Below are 22,909 nucleotides of genomic sequence, written 5' to 3'. Positions count from 1 at the left end.
CTTTACAAGACTGTTGAACTGCCGGATCAGCCCTTTTTGATGGGTGACAGTTTGTCGGGCCCATGCTCCGGAAAATGCCGGATTTTGCGAAGAATCAAGCCTCAGTCACTTCCCAGAGACGTCTGTTCCAGCCAGTTCAGCCCGGACGACATATCGACGATCAGAGGCACCTCCAGATCCATGGCTGATTCCATCTCGCACTGTACAATTTCTCCCAGCGATTCCAGTTCGCCCACCGGAACTTCGAAGACCAGTTCGTCATGAATCTGCATCAGCATCCGGCCGGGGTGTGCTTCGTCTTTGAGTCGCTGGCTGACGTTGATCATCGCCTGCTTGATCAGGTCGGCGGCTGACCCCTGAATGACGGTATTGATGGCGGTCCGTTCGGGCATATTCAACTGTTTCTGAACGCCGCCTCGCACGCCCTGAATCTCACGTTTTCTGCCACAGATGGTCGTGACGTAATTCTTGCTGGCACAATCCTCCAGGATCTGATCCAGGAACTCCCGGACACCCTGGTATCGATCAAAGTAATCATCAATGAAACCGGCGGCTTCATTCTGAGGGATGCCGATCGCTTCGGAGAGACCGAAGGGACTCTGACCGTAAATCACACCGAAGTTCACCGCTTTGGCAGTCCGCCGCATGTCACTGTCGACGTCAACCGGGGCGACGCGGAAGATATCGGCGGCGACCGCGGTATGAATGTCGGCTCCTTCCCGGAAGGCCTGGCTGAGGGCTTCGTCCTGGCTGAGGTGGGCCAGCACGCGGAGTTCAATCTGCGAATAGTCCGCACAGAGCAACCGCCAGGTTTCATCCTGCGGAATGAAGGCTTTACGGATCAGACGCCCTTCCGGTGTGCGGATCGGGATGTTCTGCAGATTCGGGTCACTGGAACTCAGACGTCCGGTGGCAGCGACCACCTGGTTGAAGCTGGCGTGAATGCGTCCGGTTTCCGGATTGACCAGCTCGGGCAGGGCATCAAGGTAGGTGCTCTTCAACTTGGAGAGGTGCCGGTGTTCGGTGATTTTCGCAGGCAGCTCGTGTAACGGGGCCAGCTTCTCCAGCACACTCTGATCGGTACTGGGGCCGGTTTTCGTTTTTTTGACGACGGGCAGATTCAGCTCCTCGAAAAGCACCGTGCGGAGCTGCAGCGGAGAGGCGATGTTGAATTCATGGCCAGCCAGTGAGTGGATCTCTTCGATGAGCGTTGTCAGTCGTTCGTCCAGCGCCTGGCTCTGCTGCTTGAGTTCATCGATGTCGACGCGGATGCCGGTGAATTCCATCTCGGCGAGGATCGGAATCAGCGGACGTTCCAGGTCCCAGTACAGGTCCCACAGGTTATGTTGCTGCAGTTCATCCTTGAGTATCCGGGAGAGTTGCCAGGCGATCTCGGCATCTTCGACCGCGTATTCAGCGACCTTGTCGATTTCGACTTCGAACATCTTTTTCTGCTGTTTTCCGGAGCCAATCAGTTCCGAAATGGGAATCATGGTGTGTTGCAGATAGCGTTCGGACAGCTTGTCCAGGCTGTGTCCCCGTTCGCCGGCATTGAGCAGGTAGGAAGCGACCATCGGATCGATGCTGACGCCCTGCAGAAAGACGCCGGCCCGCATCAGCACCACCATATCGTACTTGATGTTCTGATTCGTAATCAGGATCTCGGGGTCTTCCAGCAGTGGTTTGAGCTGGCTGAGTACCAGTTGAGGATCAAGGGCCGGCTGCCCCGGAGGACCTTCAACGGGAATGTAATAGCCGCTGTGCTTTTCCCAGCTGATGGCCCAGCCGACGATTTCCGCTTCGGCTGGTTTCAGGCCGGTGGTTTCCAGGTCGACGCAGAATTCGTCCTGTTTCTTGAGCAGCGCCACGAATTTCTCGAAGGCGGCTTCAGTGTCGACGGTCTCCCGGATGCGTTCCTGCGGTTCGACTTCCTCTGGTTTGGTGAAGTCTTTTTTCATCTCCTCGGCGAAGCGACGGAAACCGAAATCCATGAACAGCTCGCGCAGCCGTTCCCGGTCGGGATGTGTCAGGCGGGAGGCTTCCCAGTCAACGCTGAGGTTCAGGTTCTGATTCAGTGTTACCAGCTCGCGGGACATGCGGGCCTGGTCGGCGAATTCTTTCAGATTCTGCTGCAGTTTGGGGCCTTTGGCTTTATCCGCATTGGCGAGCACCTCTTCCAGGGAGCCGAACTGCTCAATCAGGGTTTGTGCCTTCTTGGGCCCGACGAGGGGGACACCGGGGATATTGTCGACGCTGTCTCCCACGAGTGACTGAAAATCGATGACCTGATCCGGTCGCACGCCCCAGTCGTCTTCGACGGCCTGGGCGTCCATGAACTTGTCTTTGCGAATGTTGTAGAGCCGTACGGCTTCGTTAATCAGCTGGCGGGCATCCTTATCGTTGGTGACGATCACAGTATCGATGCCTTTTTCCCGGGCCTGGCGGGCGATGGTGGCAAAAACGTCATCAGCTTCCCAACCCGGACATTCGATAATCGGAACCTGAAATCCCCGCACGACGTCCATGATGTGCGGAATCTGGGGCCGGAGGTCTTCCGGCATCTCGGTGCGATTCGCTTTATACTCGGGGTAAACATCATTCCGGGTGCCCGGTCCGCTGGAATCCATGGCGAAGATCAGGTAGTCGGGGGCCTGGCTTTTGATGATGTTCAGAATGTCCCGCGTAATGCCAAAGATGGCATTGGTCGGTTGACCCGCAGGACTGGTCATGGCCGGCACAGCGTGAAAAACCTGAAATACCAGAGAAAACGTATCAATGATGTAAAGTGTTTCTTTCATAAAGATTTAGCTTTACCTGAAATTTTGAAATGAGATAGCCGAAACTGGAAACATGAGGAGATTTTACGGGCCCCGCATGAGGACCTGCTGTTTGCGAATCTGCAGGAAATCGACTCGTGAGAGTCTCATTATTGGGGAGACCGTCGCGAATCGCCATGTACAGGCGGGCTGAAGTCGGAACTCAATGAAATCTTTTGTCAGTCAGACTGCGGCAACGCGGTTTACTGATACTTTGTGTAGCCTGGCAGGTGGGGCAAGCCTGCCGGTATATCGGAAACTGTTTATCGACAGAGGGGAGAGGTTCAGAGAAGCCGCTTGACACTGCTATTCCTGAACTTAGAATAATAGATAGCAGGACGCTGTTCTTCAGAATTCTCAGAACCACCTCTTCTGGTCTTCCTGCAGGTTGTCATGGCAGACGGCCGGGCATTGCTGAAGATAGTTTGACATATCGACCATCACCGCCACGGTGCTTCGTTAACCACGATTGTCACTTGAAAATCCTTAAGGTTAGAAAAAATGGCTGCCAGTAAACCAACTGCTGTTCACTTCTCGTTAATCTTTTTCGTCATGCTCACACTGATCTGTGGCGTGATGGCTTATCTGAACTACAAAGATCTTGCAGAAGCCAACGCCAAGCTGAATCAGGCTGAGTCCAACGCACGTACCAGCGATGCCGCGGTACGCAAGCTCGACGAAGAGCTGCAGGCTCTGAAAAAGCTGATCGGGAACGAGCAGGATGAAATCGGCCTTGATAACAAGACTCCGAACACCGTCATTGGTGCCACCGAGCAGGATATCAAGACCCATGCTGACGTTCTGGCAGAGCCCACGATTAAAAACACCCTGATCAAGCTCTCCACTCAGCTGAACCAGACCAAGAATCAGCTGGCACAGGAACAGGCCGACAAAAACAAACTCGAAGCCCAGTTCCTGGCTCTCAAAGGCGAGCTGGATAAAGTTGTTGATCAGCACCGGACTGCCCGCGAAGGGGCAGAAAAGGATCTGGCAGACACCCAGAAAGTCAAAGAAGAAGAAGTTTCCGCCAAAGATCAGCAGATCGCTGCCCTGCAGAAGGAAAACGAAGAAATCCTGATCGAGCTGGACCAGCTGCGTGAAACCAACGCGAAAACCATTAAAGACCTCGAAAACAAAAACAATACCTACGCCAGCCTGATCGATACCCTGCGTAGCCGTCTGACCGAAGTTCAGAAAGTCAGCTTCGAAAAACCAGATGGCGAAATCCGCACCGTCGATAACAGCACAGGCGTGGTCTGGATCAACCTCGGTGAAGCAGACCGTCTGCCCAAGCGGATGACATTCAGCGTCTATCGTAAAGCCCACCAGGGAATTGGTCGTGGTGAAGAAGACATCATTGGTGCCATCGAAGTCACCAAGATCCTCGGACCACACCTCTCTGAAGCTCGCATCGTTTCTGACGACATCTACCAGCCGATCAGCCCCGGCGATCCGATTTACACGCCGCTCTGGGGTGTCGGACGTCCTGAAACCTTCGCGATTTCAGGTATCATCGACCTGGATGGTGACGGCAAGTCCGATATGGACCTGCTGCAGCGAATCATCGAGAACGCAAACGCCAAGATCGATAACATCGTGACTGAAAATGGCGAGCGGACCGGCAACGGCCTGACCGTACACACCAAGTTCCTCGTGATTGGTGAATCCCCCAATGTGGATTCTGCCAAGACCGACGAGCAGCGGGACAAGATGCAGCAGGTTCTCGCAAAGATGAAGGAAATTCGTGAAGAAGCCCGTCTGAAAGCAGTCCGGGTGATCGGTATCAACGACTTCCTGAGCTACATCGGCTACAAGCCACAGCGTCGCCTGCACACTCCCGGTTCGGGAATTGCTTCCCCGATCAAAGCGGGAGCCAAGAAAACCGGCGTGAGTGCCAGTTCTTCCGGACAGGTTTCCGGAGTCTTCACCCGCAGTAAACGACTGAAGCAGCAGACCTCTTCCGGTAAAACTTCGGACGTCTTTGGTGGAGCCGGCAAATAAACGGCTGACGCACTGACCTCAAAATAAAAAACCGCTGTCCCGATTACTCAGGACAGCGGTTTTTTTGTATCCGCAGCTTAGGCTTTCTGCTGCTTGTGTTTCTGTTTGCCTTTGAAGCGTTTCTTCTTGCCGGCAAAGGTTTCGGGTGATTCCCAGCGGGAAATCCGTAACTGCTGGCCAGCTACCCAGACATTCTTCAAAGCACGGAAGATATTCCGGGGCATCCCTTCAGGAAGATCGACGGTACTGAATTCATCAAAGATATTGATGCGGCCGATGTACTGGCTGTCCAGGTTGGCTTCGTTAGCGATAGCACCAACGATGTTGCCTGGTTTGACGCCATGATTGTGACCCACCTGCAGCTTGAAGCGTTCCATACCCTCTTCCGGTGAATCGCTGAATTCCCGTTTGCGGGGACGTTCCGTACGGTCTTTGTCTTTGTTGAAACGACGTTCGCCTTGAGGCGGTTTGTGGCCGTCAGTGTCGCGCGGCTTGCGAGTTTCCTGCCGGGGTGATTCCTTGAGAAACAGAGGGCGTTTGCCCTGATGCAGGCAGGCCAGGGCAGCGGCGATTTCGATTTCCGAGCAGTTGGTGTCAGCCTGGTATTCGCCGAGCAGCTTGCGGAACATGCCAAAATCGGGAGCACTCATGGCGCTGGTGATGGATTCCTTGAAACGAGCGGTGCGACGTTCATTGATCGCTTCGATCGTGGGCAGGTCCATGCGTTCCAGTTTGTGTTTGATGGCCCGTTCAATGTTGGACAGCGAGCGGGTTTCCCGGGGAGAAACGAAAGTGATCGCGTGGCCGGTTCGGCCGGCACGTCCCGTTCGTCCGATGCGGTGCACGTAGGCTTCGGAGTCCCCTGGCAGATCGTAGTTGATCACGTGACTGATACGGTCCACGTCCAGTCCGCGGGCAGCGACATCAGTGGCGATGACAATGTTGACATGGCCGGCTTTCAGTCTGCCGACAGTAAGTTCACGCTGCCTTTGAGGAATATCACCATTCAACGGAGCCGACAGGAAGCCGCGGGCTTCCAGTTTTTCAGCCAGCTCAGTGGTGATGCTCTTGGTGCGGACAAAGATGATCACGCCGTCGGTTTCTTCTACTTCCAGGATGCGGGTCAGAGCATCCATTTTATGGTGCCCTTTCGCGAGCCAGAAACGCTGATGAATGGTATCGGCGGTGCGTGTTTTGACTTTAACGGTAATCTCTTCCGGCGACTGCAGGTAGTTAACTGCGATGCGACGGATGGCATCAGGCATCGTTGCGGAAAAGAGTGTGGTCTGATGGTTCTCAGGGGTCTGTTCCAGAATCCATTCCACGTCGTCAATGAAGCCCATACGCAGCATTTCGTCTGCTTCATCGAGTACGAGGCAGCGGAGCTGGTCCATTTTCAGAGTACCACGACGCATATGGTCCATGACGCGTCCGGGGGTTCCCACTACGACATGCACGCCCCGTTTCAGGGGTTGCAGCTGGTCGCGGAAGCTGGCGCCTCCGTAGATGGGAAGAACCTGCAGACCCTGCAGTTCCGAACCGTAATCTTTGAACGACTCAGAGACCTGGATCGCCAGTTCCCGGGTCGGAGCCAGCACCAGAACCTGGGGTGCTTTGACTTCCAGATCGATATTTGAGAGCAGGGGGAGGGCGAACGCGGCTGTTTTGCCGGTTCCCGTCTGTGCCTGACCTACCAGGTCACGACCTTCCAGCAGATGCGGGATCGTTTGTGCCTGAATTGGGGTGGGTGTCTGGTAGCCCAGGGTCTCAAGTGCAGCGAGAACGGGTTGTGAAAGCGCAAAATCAGTGAATTTTGTCTGCTCAGAGACATCAGTTGACATAAAATCAGCCTTTTGACGCACCTTCATCCCGCAGGTGAGGCGTGCGTCGCGTAAAAAAGAACATGGTGTGAGAGTCGATCCCTATCGACTCAGGGGGCATGAACAGACGACGGTCTGGACAGCGCTCTCCTCGAAGCTCTGCTTCGTATCACCCCACTGCTACGGTCTGAAGCGAAACCCCTGTCTCAGGATTTCGGCAATATGTAGCAAAAACAACACGAAAAGAGGGCAAACAGCCGGCTCTTTATGAAAGAGATTCTGGAGATCAGCTCAGAGCGGGTCGGTCACCGTACCGGTAGACGGACCATCTGGCTCCTCATCGGAGTGGAATTGTATCAGCGGTCCCCGCTAAATACAGCCCCTGAATCGGGATTTTCAGAGAATATCTCATTTCAGAGGTCCGTTGCCGAAAAAGCTGACAAATCGAACCAGATGACTTAAGTCAGGCTCAAGTCATCCTCTACAATAGTTCTCAAACCGACCAGTGCCGTTAATTCAGGAGCAAGCAGGATGGATGCAGCAGAAAATTCCGATCAGCAGAATTCAGAGCATAAGGCTGAACAGTCACTGCTCTGGCTCGAAGAAATTGAAGGGGAGCAGGCCCTGGACTGGGTGAAGCGGCAGAATGCCGAGACCCTGCAGGTGCTGACCAGCGATCCCCGTTATCAACAGTATGAACGGGAAGCCCTCGAAATTCTGACTGCGGCCGACCGGATTACCTACGGGACTCTGCGCGGAGATTTCGTCTATAACTTCTGGCGCGATCCACATCACGTGCGGGGAATCTGGCGTCGGATGCCCCGCACGCAGTATCAGCAGAAATCGAAAGAGTGGGAACTGCTGCTCGACGTCGATCAGCTGGCCAAAGAAGAAGAGGAAAACTGGATCTACAAAGGCGTCGACTGTCTGGCCCCGGATCACGACCGTTGCCTGGTGGAACTGGCACCGGGCGGAACGGACTCGGCCGTCTATCGTGAATTCGATCTTCCCTCGCGCTCGTTCGTGCAGGGGGGCTTTTCTGTGCCGCAGGCGAAGAGCAACCTCTGCTGGGAAGACCGTGATCATCTGCTGATTGCAACCGACTGGGGCCCAGGGAGTCTGAACTCATCGGGATATGCCCGCATTCTGAAACGCTGGCAGCGGGGAACGCCACTCTCGGCAGCGGAGACCATACTGGAAACGGGCGAAGACGAGACCTTCGTGTATCCCGTCAATCTGAAACACAACGGCCGAAAGAGCTGTTTCGTAATGCGGGGGCATGATTTTTATCACTTTACGTTTTACCTGGTGACTGCGGAGGGAACACTGCAGCAGCTGCCGCTGCCACAGAAATGCAGTCTGTCCAGCCTGTTCCAGGATCAGTTGCTGGTGGAACTGAAAGAGGACTGGCGTGACTTCTCAGCGGGAGCCCTGGTGAGTTTCTCCCTGTCCGAGTTTGCCCGGACGGGGGAAATTGCCGACATCTTGTCCGTGTATGATCCTGGCCAGAGTGGCACGATTTCTCAGGTCCGCTCTGCGCGGGATGCGGTTTATGTGACCGGAATCGAACATGTTTCCAGTCAGATCCGCGAATTCAAATTTGCTGACAACGCCTGGCAGGGGCGTCTGCTTCCCTGGGGAGCGGGAGATGTAATCTCCATCAGTTCTTCTGACAGCAGCAGTAATGACCTCCTGATGTCACGCGACGGATTTCTGCAGCCGGGCAGCCTGTACTATGTCAATTTTCAGGAGGGGACCGAAACGCTGCTGCAGTCGACGCCGGCCCGCTTTGATACCAAAGGTCTGACGGTGAAAAAATCATTTGCCGTCAGTCGCGACGGAACGAAGGTGCCCTATTTCCTGGTGCATCGCGAAGAGATCCCGCTGGATCATTCTACACCCGTCTTACAGTACGGCTATGGTGGTTTCGAGATTTCGATCCTGCCGCACTACAGTCCGCTGATGGGAAAACTCTGGCTGGAGAAAGGGGGCGCGTACGTGCTGGCTAACATTCGCGGTGGTGGCGAATACGGTCCCCGCTGGCACGAAGCGGCCCTGCAGGAGAACCGGCAGCGCGCCTACGATGACTTTTTCGCGGTTGCCGAAGCAGTGCAGCATCAGGGAGTGAGTTCGCCCAAACATTATGGGGCGATGGGCCGGAGTAACGGCGGACTCTTGATGGGAGTGACGCTGACGCAACGACCGGATCTGTTCAATGCCATCGTCTGCGGCGTACCGCTGCTGGATATGAAGCGTTTCAACAAGCTGCTGGCAGGCGCCAGCTGGATGGCGGAGTACGGAAATCCCGATCTCCCCGAACAGTGGGAGTTCATCAGCCAGTATTCGCCGCTGCAGAATCTGAAGCCGGGGCAGTCCTATCCCCGGGTTTACTTCTTTACATCAACCAAGGACGACCGCGTGCATCCCGGGCATGCGCGAAAGATGGCCGCCCGCATGGATCAACTGGGGTACGACTACTTTTATTATGAGAATATCGAAGGGGGCCACAAAGGGACGGCGAACCAGCAGCAGGAGGCAATGCACAGCGCCCTGGAATATCTGTATCTGATCCGGCAACTGAGTTAACAGCCCTCGATTGACAGGCGGTGCTTAACATGTTGTGATGGAAATGGGGCCTGTCACAGGTCTCAGCGCTACGCAAATCGACCGAATTAATCGCCTGTTGAGAGTGATCCGGAGAAGCCGTGATGAATTACCGTCTGTTCTGTCTGTTGAGTCTCTGTTTTTTGGGTTTGTGTCTACCGTCGCATCCGGTGGCAGCACAGCAGGAAAAACAGCAGCGGCCCAATATCCTGTTGATCACAGCGGACAATCTGGGTTACGGTGATCTGGGCTGCTATGGAAACAAGGTCATGCAGACTCCCCGCCTGGATCAACTGGCGCGGGAAGGGGCGCGGCTGACCGATTTTTATACCGCTTCCCCTACCTGCACTGTTTCGCGGGCGACACTGCTGACGGGCCGTTATCCGCAGCGGATCGGCCTGAATCACCAGTTGAGTGCAGATGAAAATTACGCAGATGGCCTGCGACAGAGTGAGCGACTGATTCCTCAGTATCTCAAGCCTCAAGGATACCGGACGGCCTGCTTTGGTAAATGGAATGTCGGCTTTTCCAAAGGCAGCCGACCGACCGAGCGGGGCTTTGACGAGTTCTTTGGATTCGCAGCCGGCAACATCGACTATTATCACCACTACTACGCCGGGCGGCACGATCTGTGGCGTGGCCTCAATGAAGTCTTTGAGAAAGGCTATTCTACTGAGCTGTTTGCGGATGAGGCGTGTCGTTTCATCACTGAGAATCAAAAGCGTCCGTTTTTCATCTATCTGCCTTTTAATGCACCGCATTTTCCCAGTAAACGCAACAAGCAACCGGGACAGGGCAATGAATGGCAGGCGCCGGACAGTGCCTTTGCCGCGTATGGCTATTCACCCGAGACCAAAGATCCCCGCAAACGATATCGTGCCGTTGTGACCGCGCTGGATACGGCGATCGGCCGCGTGCTGGATCAACTGGACGCCTGCGGATTGCGGGATAACACATTGGTGATCTGGTATTCGGACAACGGTGCGTTCATGCTCAAGGACCGCGGACTGGAAGTCGCTTCCAACAAACCCCTGCGGGATGGCGGCGTCACTTTATGGGAGGGGGGCATCCGCGTGCCGGCGATCGTGCGTTATCCCGGTCGCATTGAAGCAGGCTCTGTTAACAGCAGCCCGTTGATTAGCCTGGATATCCTGCCGACCCTGATTGCGGTCTCCGGAGGAGAGCGCCCTGCAGATCGAACGCTGGATGGCAAGAACATGCTGCCGGCACTGGAGCATCCGGAATCGGCAGAGCCGCGGACATTCTTTTTCCAGTACCGGAAATACGCAGCAGTGAGGCATGCAAATTATAAACTGTTGCGGACGAATCCCGACAAGCCCTTCATGCTGTTTGATCTGGATCAGGATCTGAGCGAGACAACTGATCTCGCCGACCAGAAGCCGAAGATTACGAAACAGATGAAAGCAGCGTATGCAGCGTGGGAACAACGGGTGCAGGCTGAGTAAGCAGCGGGCTTACATCAGCATGTCGTTGTGGTCATCGTTGTCGATGGACTCTTCGAGCAGCGAACGGCGATCTGAGTAGGTTTCGTCGAGGGAGTGCCAATGGCCGACTTCCTCTTCACCCAGTCTCCAGCAGAGGTAAACCTCTTTGCCTTCGCGGAGGGTCGGGAAGTTGACGACACCCAGAGCAGGATCTTCCAGCTCGACACCCAGTTCGAGCAGTTCATCTTCGTAGGTTTTCAGCTGCTCTTTGTCGTTCTCGATATCCAGCTCGGCCTGCAGCAGTTCTTCACTGTAGACGGAGTCTTCATCGCGCGTGGTGGAGCCGGGGAGATGCTTGATCTCTTCGATCCGTTCCTGGCGATCATGCAGATTCTCGTACAGTGCGACAATGTCTTTGACGATGGCCCGTACGAGCGGTAAACGGAGATTGGCCTCATCCGGATTGAAAATCAGTTTGCGTTGTGCTTCAGCATTCATAATGGTGAGACCTTTATTTTTGCCAGAAACCACTGAACATGGTCTCCGGTCGGGGTGACATTGTTTTGAGGAATTATAAGAGTCAGTCCAGATTCGGCAAGTCAACCTGACGAAAGCATTCGTTTTTTGTTAGACCCGCGTGGAATTTCGTCTTATTTATTCTCCTCCTCTACTACTGCTAAAGTCGATGAGTTGTTGGAGTTTTTCGCGTACTTTTCCCTCATCGATCAGTTGAGCGACCTTTTGAACAGCCTGCATCAGATCGGAAGCCTGTTCAGCAGCCAGTAAAGCAGCTGAAGCATTGGCGACGACCATGTTACGGGCCGGGCCCTGTTCACCATTCAGGATCTCGCGGATGATATTGGCACTTTGCTCGGAGGATTCGACTGTCAACTGACTTACGTCGCATTCGGGTAACCCGAAGTCCGCAGCCGTCCATTCGAAGCGATTCAGGTTGGCACCCGTCACTTCGAAAACGGTCGTTTTTCCCCAGAGGCTGACCTCATCCAGTTCTCCGTTGCCACAGACAACCAATGCATGTTTTCGACCTAATTTTAACAGGGCTTGAGCAATTTTTTCCGCAGCCTCTACCGAATTGGCCCCCAGCAACTGGTACTCGGCGCTGGCCGGATTCGTTAAAGGCCCAAGGTAATTGAAGATGGTGCGAATGCCGAGTTCCCGGCGGACCGGGGCAACATATTTCATCGCGGAATGGAGCAGGGGAGCGAAGCAGAATCCGATGCCGGTGGTCTCCAGACACTGGCCGATTTGTTCAGGTGTCAGGTCGAGTCGGACCCCGAGTGCTTCGAGGACATCAGACGACCCGCTGGAACTGGAGACGCTGCGGTTGCCATGCTTGGCGACAGGGATGCCGGCTGCCGCCGCGACCAGGGCGACTGTCGTGCTGATGTTGAAGGTGTGCAGCTGATCGCCGCCGGTGCCACAGGTATCCAGCAGGCCTTGCCTGTTCGTGGGGATCGCGAGCGCCTTGGCGTGCATCGCCTGGGCGGCGCCGACGAGTTCGTCCGACGTTTCGCCTTTCATGCGGAGTGCTGTGAGCAGCGCGGCAATCTGGGCATCGCTGCATTCTCCCTGCATGATCGAGGAGATGACCTGGCGGGTCGCTTCACTCTCCAGATTCTCTCCCTCGAGCAGTCGATTCAGAGTCTGGCTGAGAATTAAAGACATACGAGAAGTTCCTGGGGCTCAAAAGTAGTCAATCTGATTCGTACGGGAATTATATCACAGGCAAGACTCAGATTCAGCCAAGACACGAAGGGAATGCAGGAAGTTCGTTTGAATTAGCCGACAGGCAGCATTCCGTGATTGCGACTTCCCGGGGAAATTTACCTGCATACTTGTTGGTGTAGGAAGGAAACTGGTACAATCGCAGGCACTTGACTCTACTCATCGACGCGATCTCCAGGCAGCGGAGATTGCTGATTCAGAACAATTTTGAAAGTCGGGAGATTCTCATGCAGCGAAGTCGTATTCTTTTCTGCTGTTTGTGTCTGTTCAGCGTACTGAGCAGCGTGCGGGCGGATGATGTGGAACAACAGATCGCCAGAATCAAACAGGTTCAAAAAGAGGGGCAGGGAAATCAGGCTGCCTCCCAGGCGGTTCAATCGCTTTCCCAGGCAGATGCGTCGGCACTGATTCCGATTCTGTCCAGTTTCAAGGGGGCGAATCCCCTGGCGGTCAACTGGTTGTGCGGGGCATTTGAAGCAGTCGCGTCGAACGCGATTCAGCAGGGAAAGCTGCCTGAAGCAGAACTCGAAAAGTTCATTCTGGACAAATCCCACAATCCCCGGGCACGACGACTGGCTTACGAAACGCTCATCAAAGTAGACGCGAGTGCCAGTGAACGCATCATTCCCGGGATGATCAACGACCCCAGTGTGACTCTCAGACGTGATGCCGTGCAGCGACTGATTGATCAGGCCAAGAAACTGGAAAAAGACGGCAAGAAAGATGCAGCCAAGCAGGCCTACGAGCAGGCACTGAGCGGCGCGACCGATGATGATCAGGTGAAAGCGATTGTCAAACCGCTGCGCAGCCTGGGCGAGAAGATCGACCTGCAGAAGCATTTCGGTTTCCTGTCGGACTGGAAGATTATCGGCCCCTTCGATAACCGGGAACTGAAGGGATACGACACGGCCTACCCGCCCGAGAAAAATCTGGACTTCTCCTCGGCCCTGAAAGGCAAGGAAGGGGAAGTGAACTGGAAGTCGGTGAATACAGAAGACGATTACGGTATCTTCGACATCGCGAAAGAGATTTCTCCCTACAAAGGGGCCGTGATGTATTGTGCGGCTGACTTTTATAGCCCGGGGGAACAGGAACTGGAGATTCGCCTGGGAACACCCAATGCCTGGAAAATCTGGGTGAATGGCAAGCTGCTGTTTGCCCGCAATGAATATCACCGCGGGATGATCATGGATCAATACAGTGTGCCCGTGACATTCAAACCGGGAAAAAATGTGATTCTGCTCAAACTCTGTCAAAACGAGCAGACCGAAAGCTGGGCACAACGCTACCAGTTTCAATTACGAATCGCCCGTCCTTCCGGGACTGGTGTACTTTCCGAAAAACCAGAGGCAACGACGCAGTTAACACCGTAACTGCCGATCTGCAGTTTCTCCTCGAATTCAAACATACTTTCCTGACAGGTTAAAATTATGAATAAGAGTGCCTTTCAACTTGTGATGCCTCTGATTGCCATCGGTCTGTGTTGTGGAGCCGACTGGCCGCAGTTCCGGGGACCGCTGACTAACAATGTGGCGACTTCGGATACACCGCCGACCCTGGTCGACCAGGAGAGCATTGCCTGGACCGCCGATCTGGAAGGTCGGGGGGCTTCGGGGCCGATCATCGTGGGAGACAAGGTCTTTCTGACCAGCACCACCGGCTTCAAACAGGACCAGCTGCACGTGCTCTGTTTCGATGCAAAGACCGGCAAGCAGCTCTGGGACCGTCAGTTCTGGGCAACGGGGCGGACACAGTGTCACAACAAAATGTGCGTGGCAACGCCGACTCCTGCCAGTGATGGCAAGCGGGTGTTCGCCACATTTTCGAGCAATGATGTCGTCTGTCTGGACCTGGACGGAAACCTGCTCTGGATCCGTGGTCTGTCACACGATTTCCCCAATGCGAGCAACAGCCTGGGAATGGCCTCTTCACCCATCGTCGTGGGTGAGACTCTGATCGTACCCGTCGAGAATGACGACGATTCTTTCACCACCGGCCTGGATGTGAAAACCGGCATCTCCCGCTGGAAAATCAAACGTCCCCGGGTTGCTAACTGGACCTCGCCCGCGATTCTGAAAGCTTCTGACAGCGCCGAAACCCTGGTGCTGTTGCAGTCGAGTGAAGGCGTCGATGCGGTTTATCCCGAGACGGGTGATACCGCGTGGAGCTACGAACAGGGAGCCGGCCGTATTCCTTCGACCACGGTCGGAGACAATACGCTGTATATTCCTTCCAACGGTCTCACCGCACTCGCACCCGGGTCCAGCAGCGAACCTCCCAAGGTTCTCTGGCAGGAACAGAAGCTCTCTCCCGCGACGGCCAGTCCCCTGGTGTATGAGAAGAAAGTCTTCACCGTGAACCGGGCAGGCGTATTGACCTCTGCGAATCCGGAAGATGGCGAAGTAGTCTGGCGTCTGCGGTTAAAAGGTCCTTTCAGTGCGACCCCGATCGCCGCCGGCAAGCATCTGTACCTGGTCAACGAAAAAGGACTGTTACAGGTGGTGCAGGTGGGGGCAGACGAAGGTAAAGAGACGGGCGAAATCGATCTGAAAGAGACGATTCTTGCCACGCCCGCGATTGCGGATAACGCGCTGTTCCTGCGCAGCGACAAGCACCTGTGGAAGATCTCTTCCAAGTAGTCTTTCGAGAACTTAAACCGATTCGTACGCCTGTGTCAGCAGGCTGAGCAGACTGAAAAAAGGGATAACAGGTGTCACAACTGCTGGCCGTTGGACTGGGGGGATTTTTCGGAGCGATTGCGCGCTACAGTATCACGGAATTCATGTCACGAAAGTACCCCGGATTTCCCGCGGGTACCTTCGTGGTGAATGCGACAGGCTGCCTGTTGATCGGCATTCTGATGGCGATCGTCTCGCATAAGCAGATTCACTCTTCAGTGTGGGTGCATAAACATGTGAGCCTGTTTCTGATCACCGGCATGCTGGGCTCACTGACCACCTTTTCCACATTCGGTCATGAGACTGTCAGTCTGCTGCGGAATGCAGAGATGCATCATGCATTGATCAACATCGCCGGGAACCTGCTGGTCGGCCTGTTCGCTGTCTGGCTGGGCTGGTCGCTCGTCATGCTCTGGATTCAGAAGTAATCTGGACCGTACATGGGGGAAATCCAGGATTCCCCAGTCTTTCTGAGACCATTTCTGGCTGTTCGACCGCCTCAACTCAGTAGTGATACTGATATTATCTCCGCGAATGTTAAGATTTTCTGATTATAACGATTAAGACGCGCGAGGCTTTCAGCCGATATTAAGGCTTAACAGGGGGGATTCTGCCTGACCTTCTTACGCAGGCAGGCAGAATTTTTATTCCTTTTAACTCCAATGATATAACGGAGTTCACCCCGAAATGTCTTACTGGCTTCGCTCTCTGCGATTTCTGGCCAGCGCCTTCAGTGGCGTTTCCTCACCACGTCAACTGGCCCTCGGGTTCAGTATGGGCATGGTGATCGGTCTGGTTCCCAAAGATAATCTGATCGTCTTGATGCTGCTGTTCATTCTGGCAAGTTCCAAGGTCAATCTCTGCTCCGCTTCCCTGGCAACCCTCGTCTTTTCCTGGCTGGGTGTTTTGCTCGATCCGTTGAGTCATCTGCTGGGGAAAAAGGTTCTCAGCGCGCCGTCGTTACAGGGATTCTGGCAAAGCGTGTATGAACTCCCGCTGGCTCCCTGGACTGATTTCAATAATACCGTCGTGATGGGTAGCTTACTCTTGGGGCTCTGTCTGTTCTATCCGGCTTATCGACTGACGCGTCCCCTCTTCGAAAAATACACGCCGATCGTGGCTGAGCGGCTGAAAAGGTACTGGATTGTCAAACTGCTCTGGGGAACCGAAGTCGGTACCGTGATGGGAGAGGTTTCATGAAGTGGAATTACCTGCTCCCCCGCCTGACCCTGGCAGCGATTATCTGGGTCTTTTTTGCCTTCGCCTTTGATCCGCTCGTGCGCTCCGGCCTGATTCAAATGAGTCAAACCGTGACGGGAACGCAGGTGGAAATTTACGATCTCAAAACCGGTTTCTTTCCCCCGGCGATCAAGACCGGCCCGGTGGCAATCTCCAGTCCGGCCAAGGACAAGAGCTACATCGCCACGTTTTCTGAGATGGAACTGAAACTCGCGGGACGCCCACTGCTACAGCGGAACCTGATTGTCGAAGAGGCGGCCATTCTGGAAATGGAATTCAATTCGCCACGTTCCACTGTTGCAACTGCAGAAGAGAATTCGGAGCCGGGCAGTCACTTTCATTTGAACTTCGCCCCCTTTCGGAAAAAGTCAAAACAACTGGGTAAGAGCTGGCTGGATGTTTTGAAGCAGTCAGCTGTCGAGCAGCTGGATCCCGATCGTCTGGCAACCGTACGGGTTTCAAAGCAGGTCCAACTGGAGTGGAAGCAGCGTTTCGCACAGTATGAATCGAGGGTGGACCAGGTGAAGCTGGAACTGGATTCGGTTCAGGATTCGGTCAAAACCGCCGAGGGTAAGACCCTGGATCGAATCAAAACCTACGCGGAGTCGGCTGAACGTGTCGATCTGCTGGTCAAGGAAGGCAAGCAGATGCGGGAGGAACTCAACAACCTTCCTCAACTGGCACAACGCGATTTCCAGCGGATCGAAGAGGCCAAAGATCAGGATCTGGCTCAACTCGATTCGCTGATGGACTCCGTCTCTCCCGATCCAGAGAAAATTCTGCACGCGCTGATTGGTGAAGAACTCACAGCACAACTGGAAGAGATGACCGGCTGGTCGAGTATGATCTTTCAGACTGTCAGAACCATGCGCGACGAACCCGAACCGGAACGGATGCAGGGAGAATGGATTGACTTCCGACCCGCGGATGCACTGCCGAATGTGTTATTCAAGCAGATCAAAGTGAGCGGAAACGCGCGAGTGAATCAACAGAAATATCCGTTTCAGGCACTCGTACGGGAACTCTCCTCTGAGCCGACAGCGTATCGCCGTCCGATTCAACTGCAGGCACGCGTCGAGGCGGAAGGAGAAGTCAGGCTTGCGGGAGAACTCAAATTTTATGAGCAGCAGCCTACACACGACTTCCTCGTCAAGTTTGACCTGCCGAAACAGAAAATAATTCAACTTGAGAATTCCGATAAGTTATCGCTGGCACTGATCGCGGATCAGACCGAGTGCGAGTCGCGGATTTCGTTTCGGGAAAATGATTTCACGTGCCGGGTGGAATTTAAACAGACTCCCGTGCGGTTTCAGTTCGATTCCGAGCAGGCGGGCCTCAAGCCTCTGACACAAGTCGTCGCCCAGGCTCTCTCCACCATCGATTCCATCTCAGCGACCCTGGAGGGATCGGGAAGTTACAGCCAGCCTGTCTGGCGGTTGGAATCGGAAACCGGCGAGCAGATTGCCCGAGGGCTGAAGCTGGCCTGCCAGGCGGAAATCGGTCGTCAGAAGCAGGCACTGGCCCAACAGATTGAACAGCTGGCCCAGCAGGAGCGGGATCAGCTGATTGAAAAGCTGAATCGCCAGTACTCGGAAGTGATCGCTGAACTGGAAAAAGAAGAGACCCGGGTCCAGTCGGTTATTCAGAAAGTCTCAGGGCGGTCACTGAACATTCGCAGCCTGTTGCGTTGACGTCAGGGCGACAGAATGACGTATTTTCGGGTTGTAGAGGGGCGTGCCCCTGACAGCTGATCGAAAATGGTCTTGATTTCTTTCATATCCTGATATGATTAATGGTAGGAACGGAGTGCGTTGCAGGATGCGTTTATTCTCTTTATCTGCCTTTTCTGGCTGCACCCTCCTGTCCTCAACCAATCATCTCTGTCTGTCTGCAGCGGTAGAACCGGTGCTGAAAAATCCGTTAATCGTTTCTATGAAGATAAAACCTGTATTTCGCCGTTGAGATCAGCGGGAAATGCTTGACTTCAGCTATTTTAAATACAAAACTCATTTATTGACACTGACTTCAATTCAGACAAATTTCAGAGGGTCACAATCGTGTGTTGGGAAGATTGTTTGTAGTAGTACCAGCAGGGAGTCCTCAATGACCATCGTAGCAGTGAATGCTCATGCACCAATCTCTTCCGGAGAGATTCCCACGACAGACCCCCGGCGTGCCACCGATGTAGAACACAAGCAGCAACAGGTGATTTCGCTGCTTGAGGCTCATAACCTCGACGCGCTGCTACTGCAGTCTCCCGAGAATATGGCCTGGTTCACCGCGGGCGCCGAACTGACCCGTGCCGGATCGAACGATCCCTGTGCTGCGGTTTTCATTACCCCGGATGCCCGGTTGATTGCCTGCAGCAATGTGGACGCCAATCAGATTTTTGACCGTGCGATTCCGGGACTGGGCTTCCAGATCAAAACCCGCCCCTGGCACGAACCGTTGTCGCAACTGGTGCGGGACCTGTGTAAAGGTCGCAATGTTGCCAGCGACACTGGGGTTGAAGGAACGCTGAACCTCTCCGACGAATTAAGGACCCTGCGGTTCCCGTTTACCGAACTCGAAGGAGAACGCATCCGCGAACTGGGGAAACTGGTTTCGCATGCGGTCGAAGCGACTGCCCGCCGGGTTGAACGGGGAAACACGGAACAGGAGATCGCCGGCTGTCTTTCACATCGTCTATTGAAACATGGCGTCAACCCCCGGCGGTTACAGGTGATGGCAGACGGACAGAGTATCCGTTATCGACACTGGGGCTATGGCGAAGACCGCCTCGAGCGTTACTGTGTGATCTCGGCCGTCGGTTCCCAAAACGGTCTGCATGCGGCTGCGACACGCACCGTTTCATTGGGAAAACCTCCTTCCAGTATCATTAAATCGCATCATCTGGCACTGCTCATGCAGGCGACGGGAATGTATTTTTCCAAGCCGGACTGGGCTCTGTTTGACACGTGGAACCGGGTGAAACGCATCTACGAAAAATACGATTGCCCCGATGAATGGCAGCATGCGGACCAGGCGGACATCATGGGATATCAGTCGGCTGAGACGTCGATTCTGATCAACAGTGAGTTCAAGTTTCAGCCTGGTATGGCTGCATTCTGGCATCCCTCAGTTGGTCCTGCGATGACCGGGGATACCATCCTGATCGAAGAGAACGAGACCATCATGATTACGCCGATGGAGCAATGGCCCGCGGCCAAAATCATGGTGAAGGAAAACCAGCTGAGCCTGCCCGATATCCTGATTCTGCCTGACGCAGATTGAGCGACAGCACCGGCTGAGACAAACTGTTCTCAAATCGGTTCCCAATCACGCTTTGGCTCGTTTCGCTCTTGTCAAACTGCCTCAATCCAATCAAGATGCGGAGATAACGGTGTTCACTGTGAACCTGCAGCGGACTTCTCTCCTTCAATCCTGATCCTCATTGATGTGTGTTGACTGGTATGGCAGCTGCTGACAGCGCTGGTAATTCGAATGAGCCTGCTCCGGCTCCTCTGCTGGAGGAATTTCCGGAACCGCTGGAATTATCAGAAGATGTTTCGAAGATCCGGCGCAGACGGACCTCCCGACTCATGAGAGTCGCCTGGGTCGGGATTACAGTCCGGCTGTTTGTGATCGCAATGGAGCTGGTAGGACTCTGGTTTCTGGGGCATTCGGTCCTGCTGGTTGATGCCCTGGCGAGCTGTGCCGATGTGTTTACTTCCCTGGCAATCCTGTTCGCAATTCGCCTGGCAGAGCAGCCTCCTGATGAAGACCATCCGTTCGGACATGGTCGCTATGAGCCGCTGGCAGGATTCCAACTGGGCATCTTAATCTTTCTTGTCGGGACCGGAATGTTCTTCTATCAACTGGTGGCGGCGTTCAGCCATCTCCAGTATGAGGTGATCGGCTGGGTGAGCTGGACGATTCCGCTGTTTGCTGCTGTACTGCTGGAAGTGACCTGTCGTGTGGTGCTGCGTATGGCCCGTCAGGAGAAGAGCTCGGCGATGATTGCCGAAGCTTATCATTATCGAACCGATGCCCTGACCAGCTTCCTGGCGGCCCTGGGGCTCCTGATTGCCAGCTGGATCCCCGGTTACGGCCATTTGATCGATCACATCACGGCAATGCTGCTGGCGGTGATTATGGTCTATCTGGGCTGGGTCGCTGCCCGGGAGAACCTGCATGAACTCACCGATAAGATTCCCGATCAGAAGTATTTTGATCAGGTCAGGGCTTCAGCCCGGAAGGTGGCAGGGGTGCTGGACGTGGAGAAAGTCCGGATCCAGACAGCAGGACCTGACGCGCATGTTGATATCGATATCGAAGTCAACCCGAACGAAACTGTCGATCAGGCCCATCTGCTGGCCCAGCAGGTTCGCCAGCAGATTCAACACGACTGGCCCTCCGTGCGGGAGGTCGTGGTGCACGTCGAACCCTATTATGAAGATGACCATTGAGCAGGTTTCTGCTCGACATTCGAACGGTCCTCATCCGCTTTCTGAATTAGAAGCGGATGATCACGTCACCACCCAGCAGGACCTGGTAATCAGACTGGAAGTTACGGTAAGGTCCCTGAACACCGACCAGCGGAGCCTGGGTATCAGACCAGTCGAAACGCAGTTCCGGTCGCACGGTGACGCAGTGGTGTGGTCGCCAGTTGGCACCCACGGTCAGCCCGTAATAGTTTCCACCGGAGGCCAGGAACTCGGGGACCTGCAGGACCCGTGAGAAGTTCTGATCCCGGAAATACTCGAAGCGGGCACCCACGGCGAATTTATCGGTGATGTCGTAGAACAGGTACTGATTGAAGGAGTACCATTTTGCAGGAACAGCCTGAAACTGGTTATTGATGGTTCCGTTGTCCTGAATACCGAAATCACTCTGAAAGACGTAGGTCAGGCAGTCGGTGAAGTCGTGAGACAGTACAAAACTGATCAGGGTCCGGTTGGCGGTATTGCTGATTCCGTTGTCCTGATCGCCTGAAGTCAGGGTCAGGTTGATGCTGGTGTCTTCATTAGCGCTATTCCAGCCAATTCCTGCCAGCAGTTCCGCATCGTCATTCGGATCTTCCCAGGCATCCCAGCCCCGAGCGACACCAGCCAGTACCTGCAGTTGTTCATTGATCTGGACTGTGCCCAGGACACCGGTATGAGTGAAGGGTTCACCATACTGCATGCTGTAAGAGTGCGAGTAGAAGAAGTTCTTCGGAGCCATCACGCTTTCATAACCGATGGGTGTATAAAAGTGACCGGCTTTGAAGCTGACGCCAGACAGGAAGGGCAGATAGAATTCAGCGTACAACTGAGGCATCGCCAGACCGTACATGGCATAATTATATCCGCCGCTGCTCCGAGGTCCGTCAGAGCTGTTCCAGTGAGGGGCTCCATCAGAGCGGGTTTCCAGACCGAGGGCCGTTGTATAGAAGTAGTCGGTACCGTAGAGCAGGTCTCCCCGGAAACCCCAGTCGAACTCGTCGCCGCCGAAGTCAACGGGACGCTCGACGAACAGGTACAGCTGATTCATCTGGTATTCGTTGGAGCGGTCGTTGAAGGTGACAGGCAGGTTGAAGTTGTTCGAAGGTTTCTGGAAGTTGCCTGTAAAACCCTGGTCCAACCAGCCGCCGACGCGAACCCGCTGTGAGTTCATCGAAGGGTAGATCGGCGAATGACGCATCAGAAACTGCTCAAGGAAATTGCAGCACTGGCATTCGGGCAGGCAGATCTGATTCACACAGTCCTGAGCGGCCATGGTATCAGGAGCGCAAACTGCTTCCTCTGCTACATTTAGCGAGATCGGTTGGTACAGACTCTCTTCCGTGGCCGGAGCCGATTCGTCAAGGTAGCCAGGTTCCGGGTAGGTTTCACCACCGAAAACGATACTGTGAGTACTGATCGCGAGAGCAACCACAATCCATTGTGAAAATTTATTCATTCGCATGTTTTCCAACTCGTGCGATCACCAGATTGTTTATCTGCAGACCTGTCGTTGATTTTTTCCCTGAATCCAGCTGCAGGATGTCAGGACGAACCGATTCAGCTCAAACAATGTATTTGTAAGACCGAATGACCTGACTCCCTGGATTCAGGCCTCGGTCGAGGTAGAAATCCCGCGGGAGAGTCATAATCACTCTTCTTCACTCTAGTTCGGTATGTGGGATCAGCTCTGGCGAATCAATTTAGTGCTGAACAGGTCTCTTCATACTGATTTTCGGTTGCAAACGTTAATTTCCCCTCTGGATTGCCTATTTTACGGGGAAAGACCGTGCCTGAAGGTCCCTGTGTGTGACGTATCGGAATCGGTTGATCTGTTTTTGGGTTTTGTTCAGGTTTCTTAACAAGCGTGTTGCCTAAATGAAACTTTATTGTTGAGTTAAGGCATCAGCGTATCCTATCCCCCCTACTGAACATGAAACTCATTTTTGCGCTGATCTTTACGAAGGTCCTACAACCTGAACTAGATCTCCTAAACATTCCAGATTGCCTTTTTATTAATTGCAATTCCTTCACGCGTAGGCAAAGATATTTCATAAATTGCATTATTAGCTGAAAACTTGAGCTAAAAATGCGTAC

15 protein-coding genes are annotated in these 22,909 nt (G+C 54.2%); 10 read left to right on the top strand and 5 right to left on the bottom strand.

Going from position 1 to position 22,909, the window contains the following annotated elements:
• Window positions 1-101 precede the first annotated feature (101 nt).
• A complete protein-coding gene (gene polA, locus FYZ48_RS22465; RefSeq protein WP_149344558.1) occupies window positions 102-2,798 on the bottom strand; it encodes a DNA polymerase I in 2,697 nt (898 codons plus the stop codon).
• A 519-nt stretch (window positions 2,799-3,317) separates the two neighbouring features.
• On the opposite strand from polA, the gene FYZ48_RS22460 reads away from it, so the two are divergent.
• A complete protein-coding gene (locus FYZ48_RS22460) occupies window positions 3,318-4,817 on the top strand; it encodes a hypothetical protein (RefSeq protein WP_149344556.1) in 1,500 nt (499 codons plus the stop codon).
• 77 nt (window positions 4,818-4,894) lie between these two features.
• On the opposite strand, the gene FYZ48_RS22455 is transcribed toward FYZ48_RS22460, so the two are convergent.
• On the bottom strand, window positions 4,895-6,658 hold the full coding sequence (locus FYZ48_RS22455; RefSeq protein WP_149344554.1) for a DEAD/DEAH box helicase: 1,764 nt from the start codon (window positions 6,656-6,658) through the stop codon (window positions 4,895-4,897).
• A gap of 510 nt (window positions 6,659-7,168) precedes the next feature.
• Here FYZ48_RS22455 and FYZ48_RS22450 point away from each other — a divergent pair.
• Window positions 7,169-9,223: a prolyl oligopeptidase family serine peptidase gene (locus FYZ48_RS22450; RefSeq protein WP_149344552.1), complete on the top strand. Its 2,055-nt coding sequence runs from the start codon at window positions 7,169-7,171 to the stop codon at window positions 9,221-9,223.
• Window positions 9,224-9,345: 122 nt separating this feature from the next.
• The gene (locus FYZ48_RS22445; protein ID WP_149344550.1) at window positions 9,346-10,707 is read left to right on the top strand and encodes a sulfatase-like hydrolase/transferase; all 1,362 of its coding nucleotides are present in this window, start codon (window positions 9,346-9,348) and stop codon (window positions 10,705-10,707) included.
• 9 nt (window positions 10,708-10,716) lie between these two features.
• Here the strand turns inward: FYZ48_RS22445 and FYZ48_RS22440 are convergent, their stop codons facing one another.
• Both FYZ48_RS22440 and trpD read right to left on the bottom strand, forming a co-directional pair.
• Window positions 10,717-11,184 (bottom strand): DUF2203 domain-containing protein, encoded by a 468-nt coding sequence (locus FYZ48_RS22440; protein WP_149344548.1) that lies wholly within the window; start codon window positions 11,182-11,184, stop codon window positions 10,717-10,719.
• 156 nt (window positions 11,185-11,340) lie between these two features.
• Complete coding sequence (gene trpD / locus FYZ48_RS22435) at window positions 11,341-12,372, bottom strand: anthranilate phosphoribosyltransferase (protein ID WP_149344546.1); 1,032 nt, start codon at window positions 12,370-12,372, stop codon at window positions 11,341-11,343.
• A 287-nt stretch (window positions 12,373-12,659) separates the two neighbouring features.
• Between trpD and FYZ48_RS22430 the strand changes: the two genes are divergently transcribed.
• From FYZ48_RS22430 to FYZ48_RS22400, 7 genes are all read left to right on the top strand, one after another.
• Entirely contained in the window at window positions 12,660-13,805 is a 1,146-nt protein-coding gene (locus FYZ48_RS22430; protein ID WP_149344544.1) for a hypothetical protein, read from the top strand.
• A gap of 57 nt (window positions 13,806-13,862) precedes the next feature.
• On the top strand, window positions 13,863-15,071 hold the full coding sequence (locus FYZ48_RS22425) for an outer membrane protein assembly factor BamB family protein (RefSeq protein WP_145042067.1): 1,209 nt from the start codon (window positions 13,863-13,865) through the stop codon (window positions 15,069-15,071).
• 71 nt (window positions 15,072-15,142) lie between these two features.
• Window positions 15,143-15,538 (top strand): fluoride efflux transporter CrcB, encoded by a 396-nt coding sequence (gene crcB, locus FYZ48_RS22420; protein WP_145441505.1) that lies wholly within the window; start codon window positions 15,143-15,145, stop codon window positions 15,536-15,538.
• 259 nt (window positions 15,539-15,797) lie between these two features.
• Entirely contained in the window at window positions 15,798-16,310 is a 513-nt protein-coding gene (locus FYZ48_RS22415) for a TIGR03546 family protein (RefSeq protein WP_149344542.1), read from the top strand.
• On the top strand, window positions 16,307-18,040 hold the full coding sequence (locus FYZ48_RS22410) for a TIGR03545 family protein (RefSeq protein ID WP_149344540.1): 1,734 nt from the start codon (window positions 16,307-16,309) through the stop codon (window positions 18,038-18,040). Before FYZ48_RS22415 ends, FYZ48_RS22410 begins: the two co-directional genes overlap by 4 nt.
• A 412-nt stretch (window positions 18,041-18,452) precedes the next feature.
• Complete coding sequence (locus tag FYZ48_RS22405) at window positions 18,453-19,622, top strand: M24 family metallopeptidase (RefSeq protein WP_187782164.1); 1,170 nt, start codon at window positions 18,453-18,455, stop codon at window positions 19,620-19,622.
• Between the two features lie 179 nt (window positions 19,623-19,801).
• Window positions 19,802-20,797 (top strand): cation diffusion facilitator family transporter, encoded by a 996-nt coding sequence (locus FYZ48_RS22400; protein WP_149344535.1) that lies wholly within the window; start codon window positions 19,802-19,804, stop codon window positions 20,795-20,797.
• Between the two features lie 46 nt (window positions 20,798-20,843).
• On the opposite strand, the gene FYZ48_RS22395 is transcribed toward FYZ48_RS22400, so the two are convergent.
• Window positions 20,844-22,271, bottom strand: a complete 1,428-nt coding sequence (locus FYZ48_RS22395) for a porin (RefSeq protein WP_187782163.1) — start codon at window positions 22,269-22,271, stop codon at window positions 20,844-20,846.
• Between the last annotated feature and the right edge of the window lie 638 nt (window positions 22,272-22,909).

The organism is Gimesia chilikensis (genome assembly GCF_008329715.1).
Lineage (GTDB): Bacteria > Planctomycetota > Planctomycetia > Planctomycetales > Planctomycetaceae > Gimesia > Gimesia chilikensis.
The sequence above is the reverse complement of the archived record's forward strand: the minus strand, read 5'-3'. Positions and strand labels throughout refer to the sequence as shown.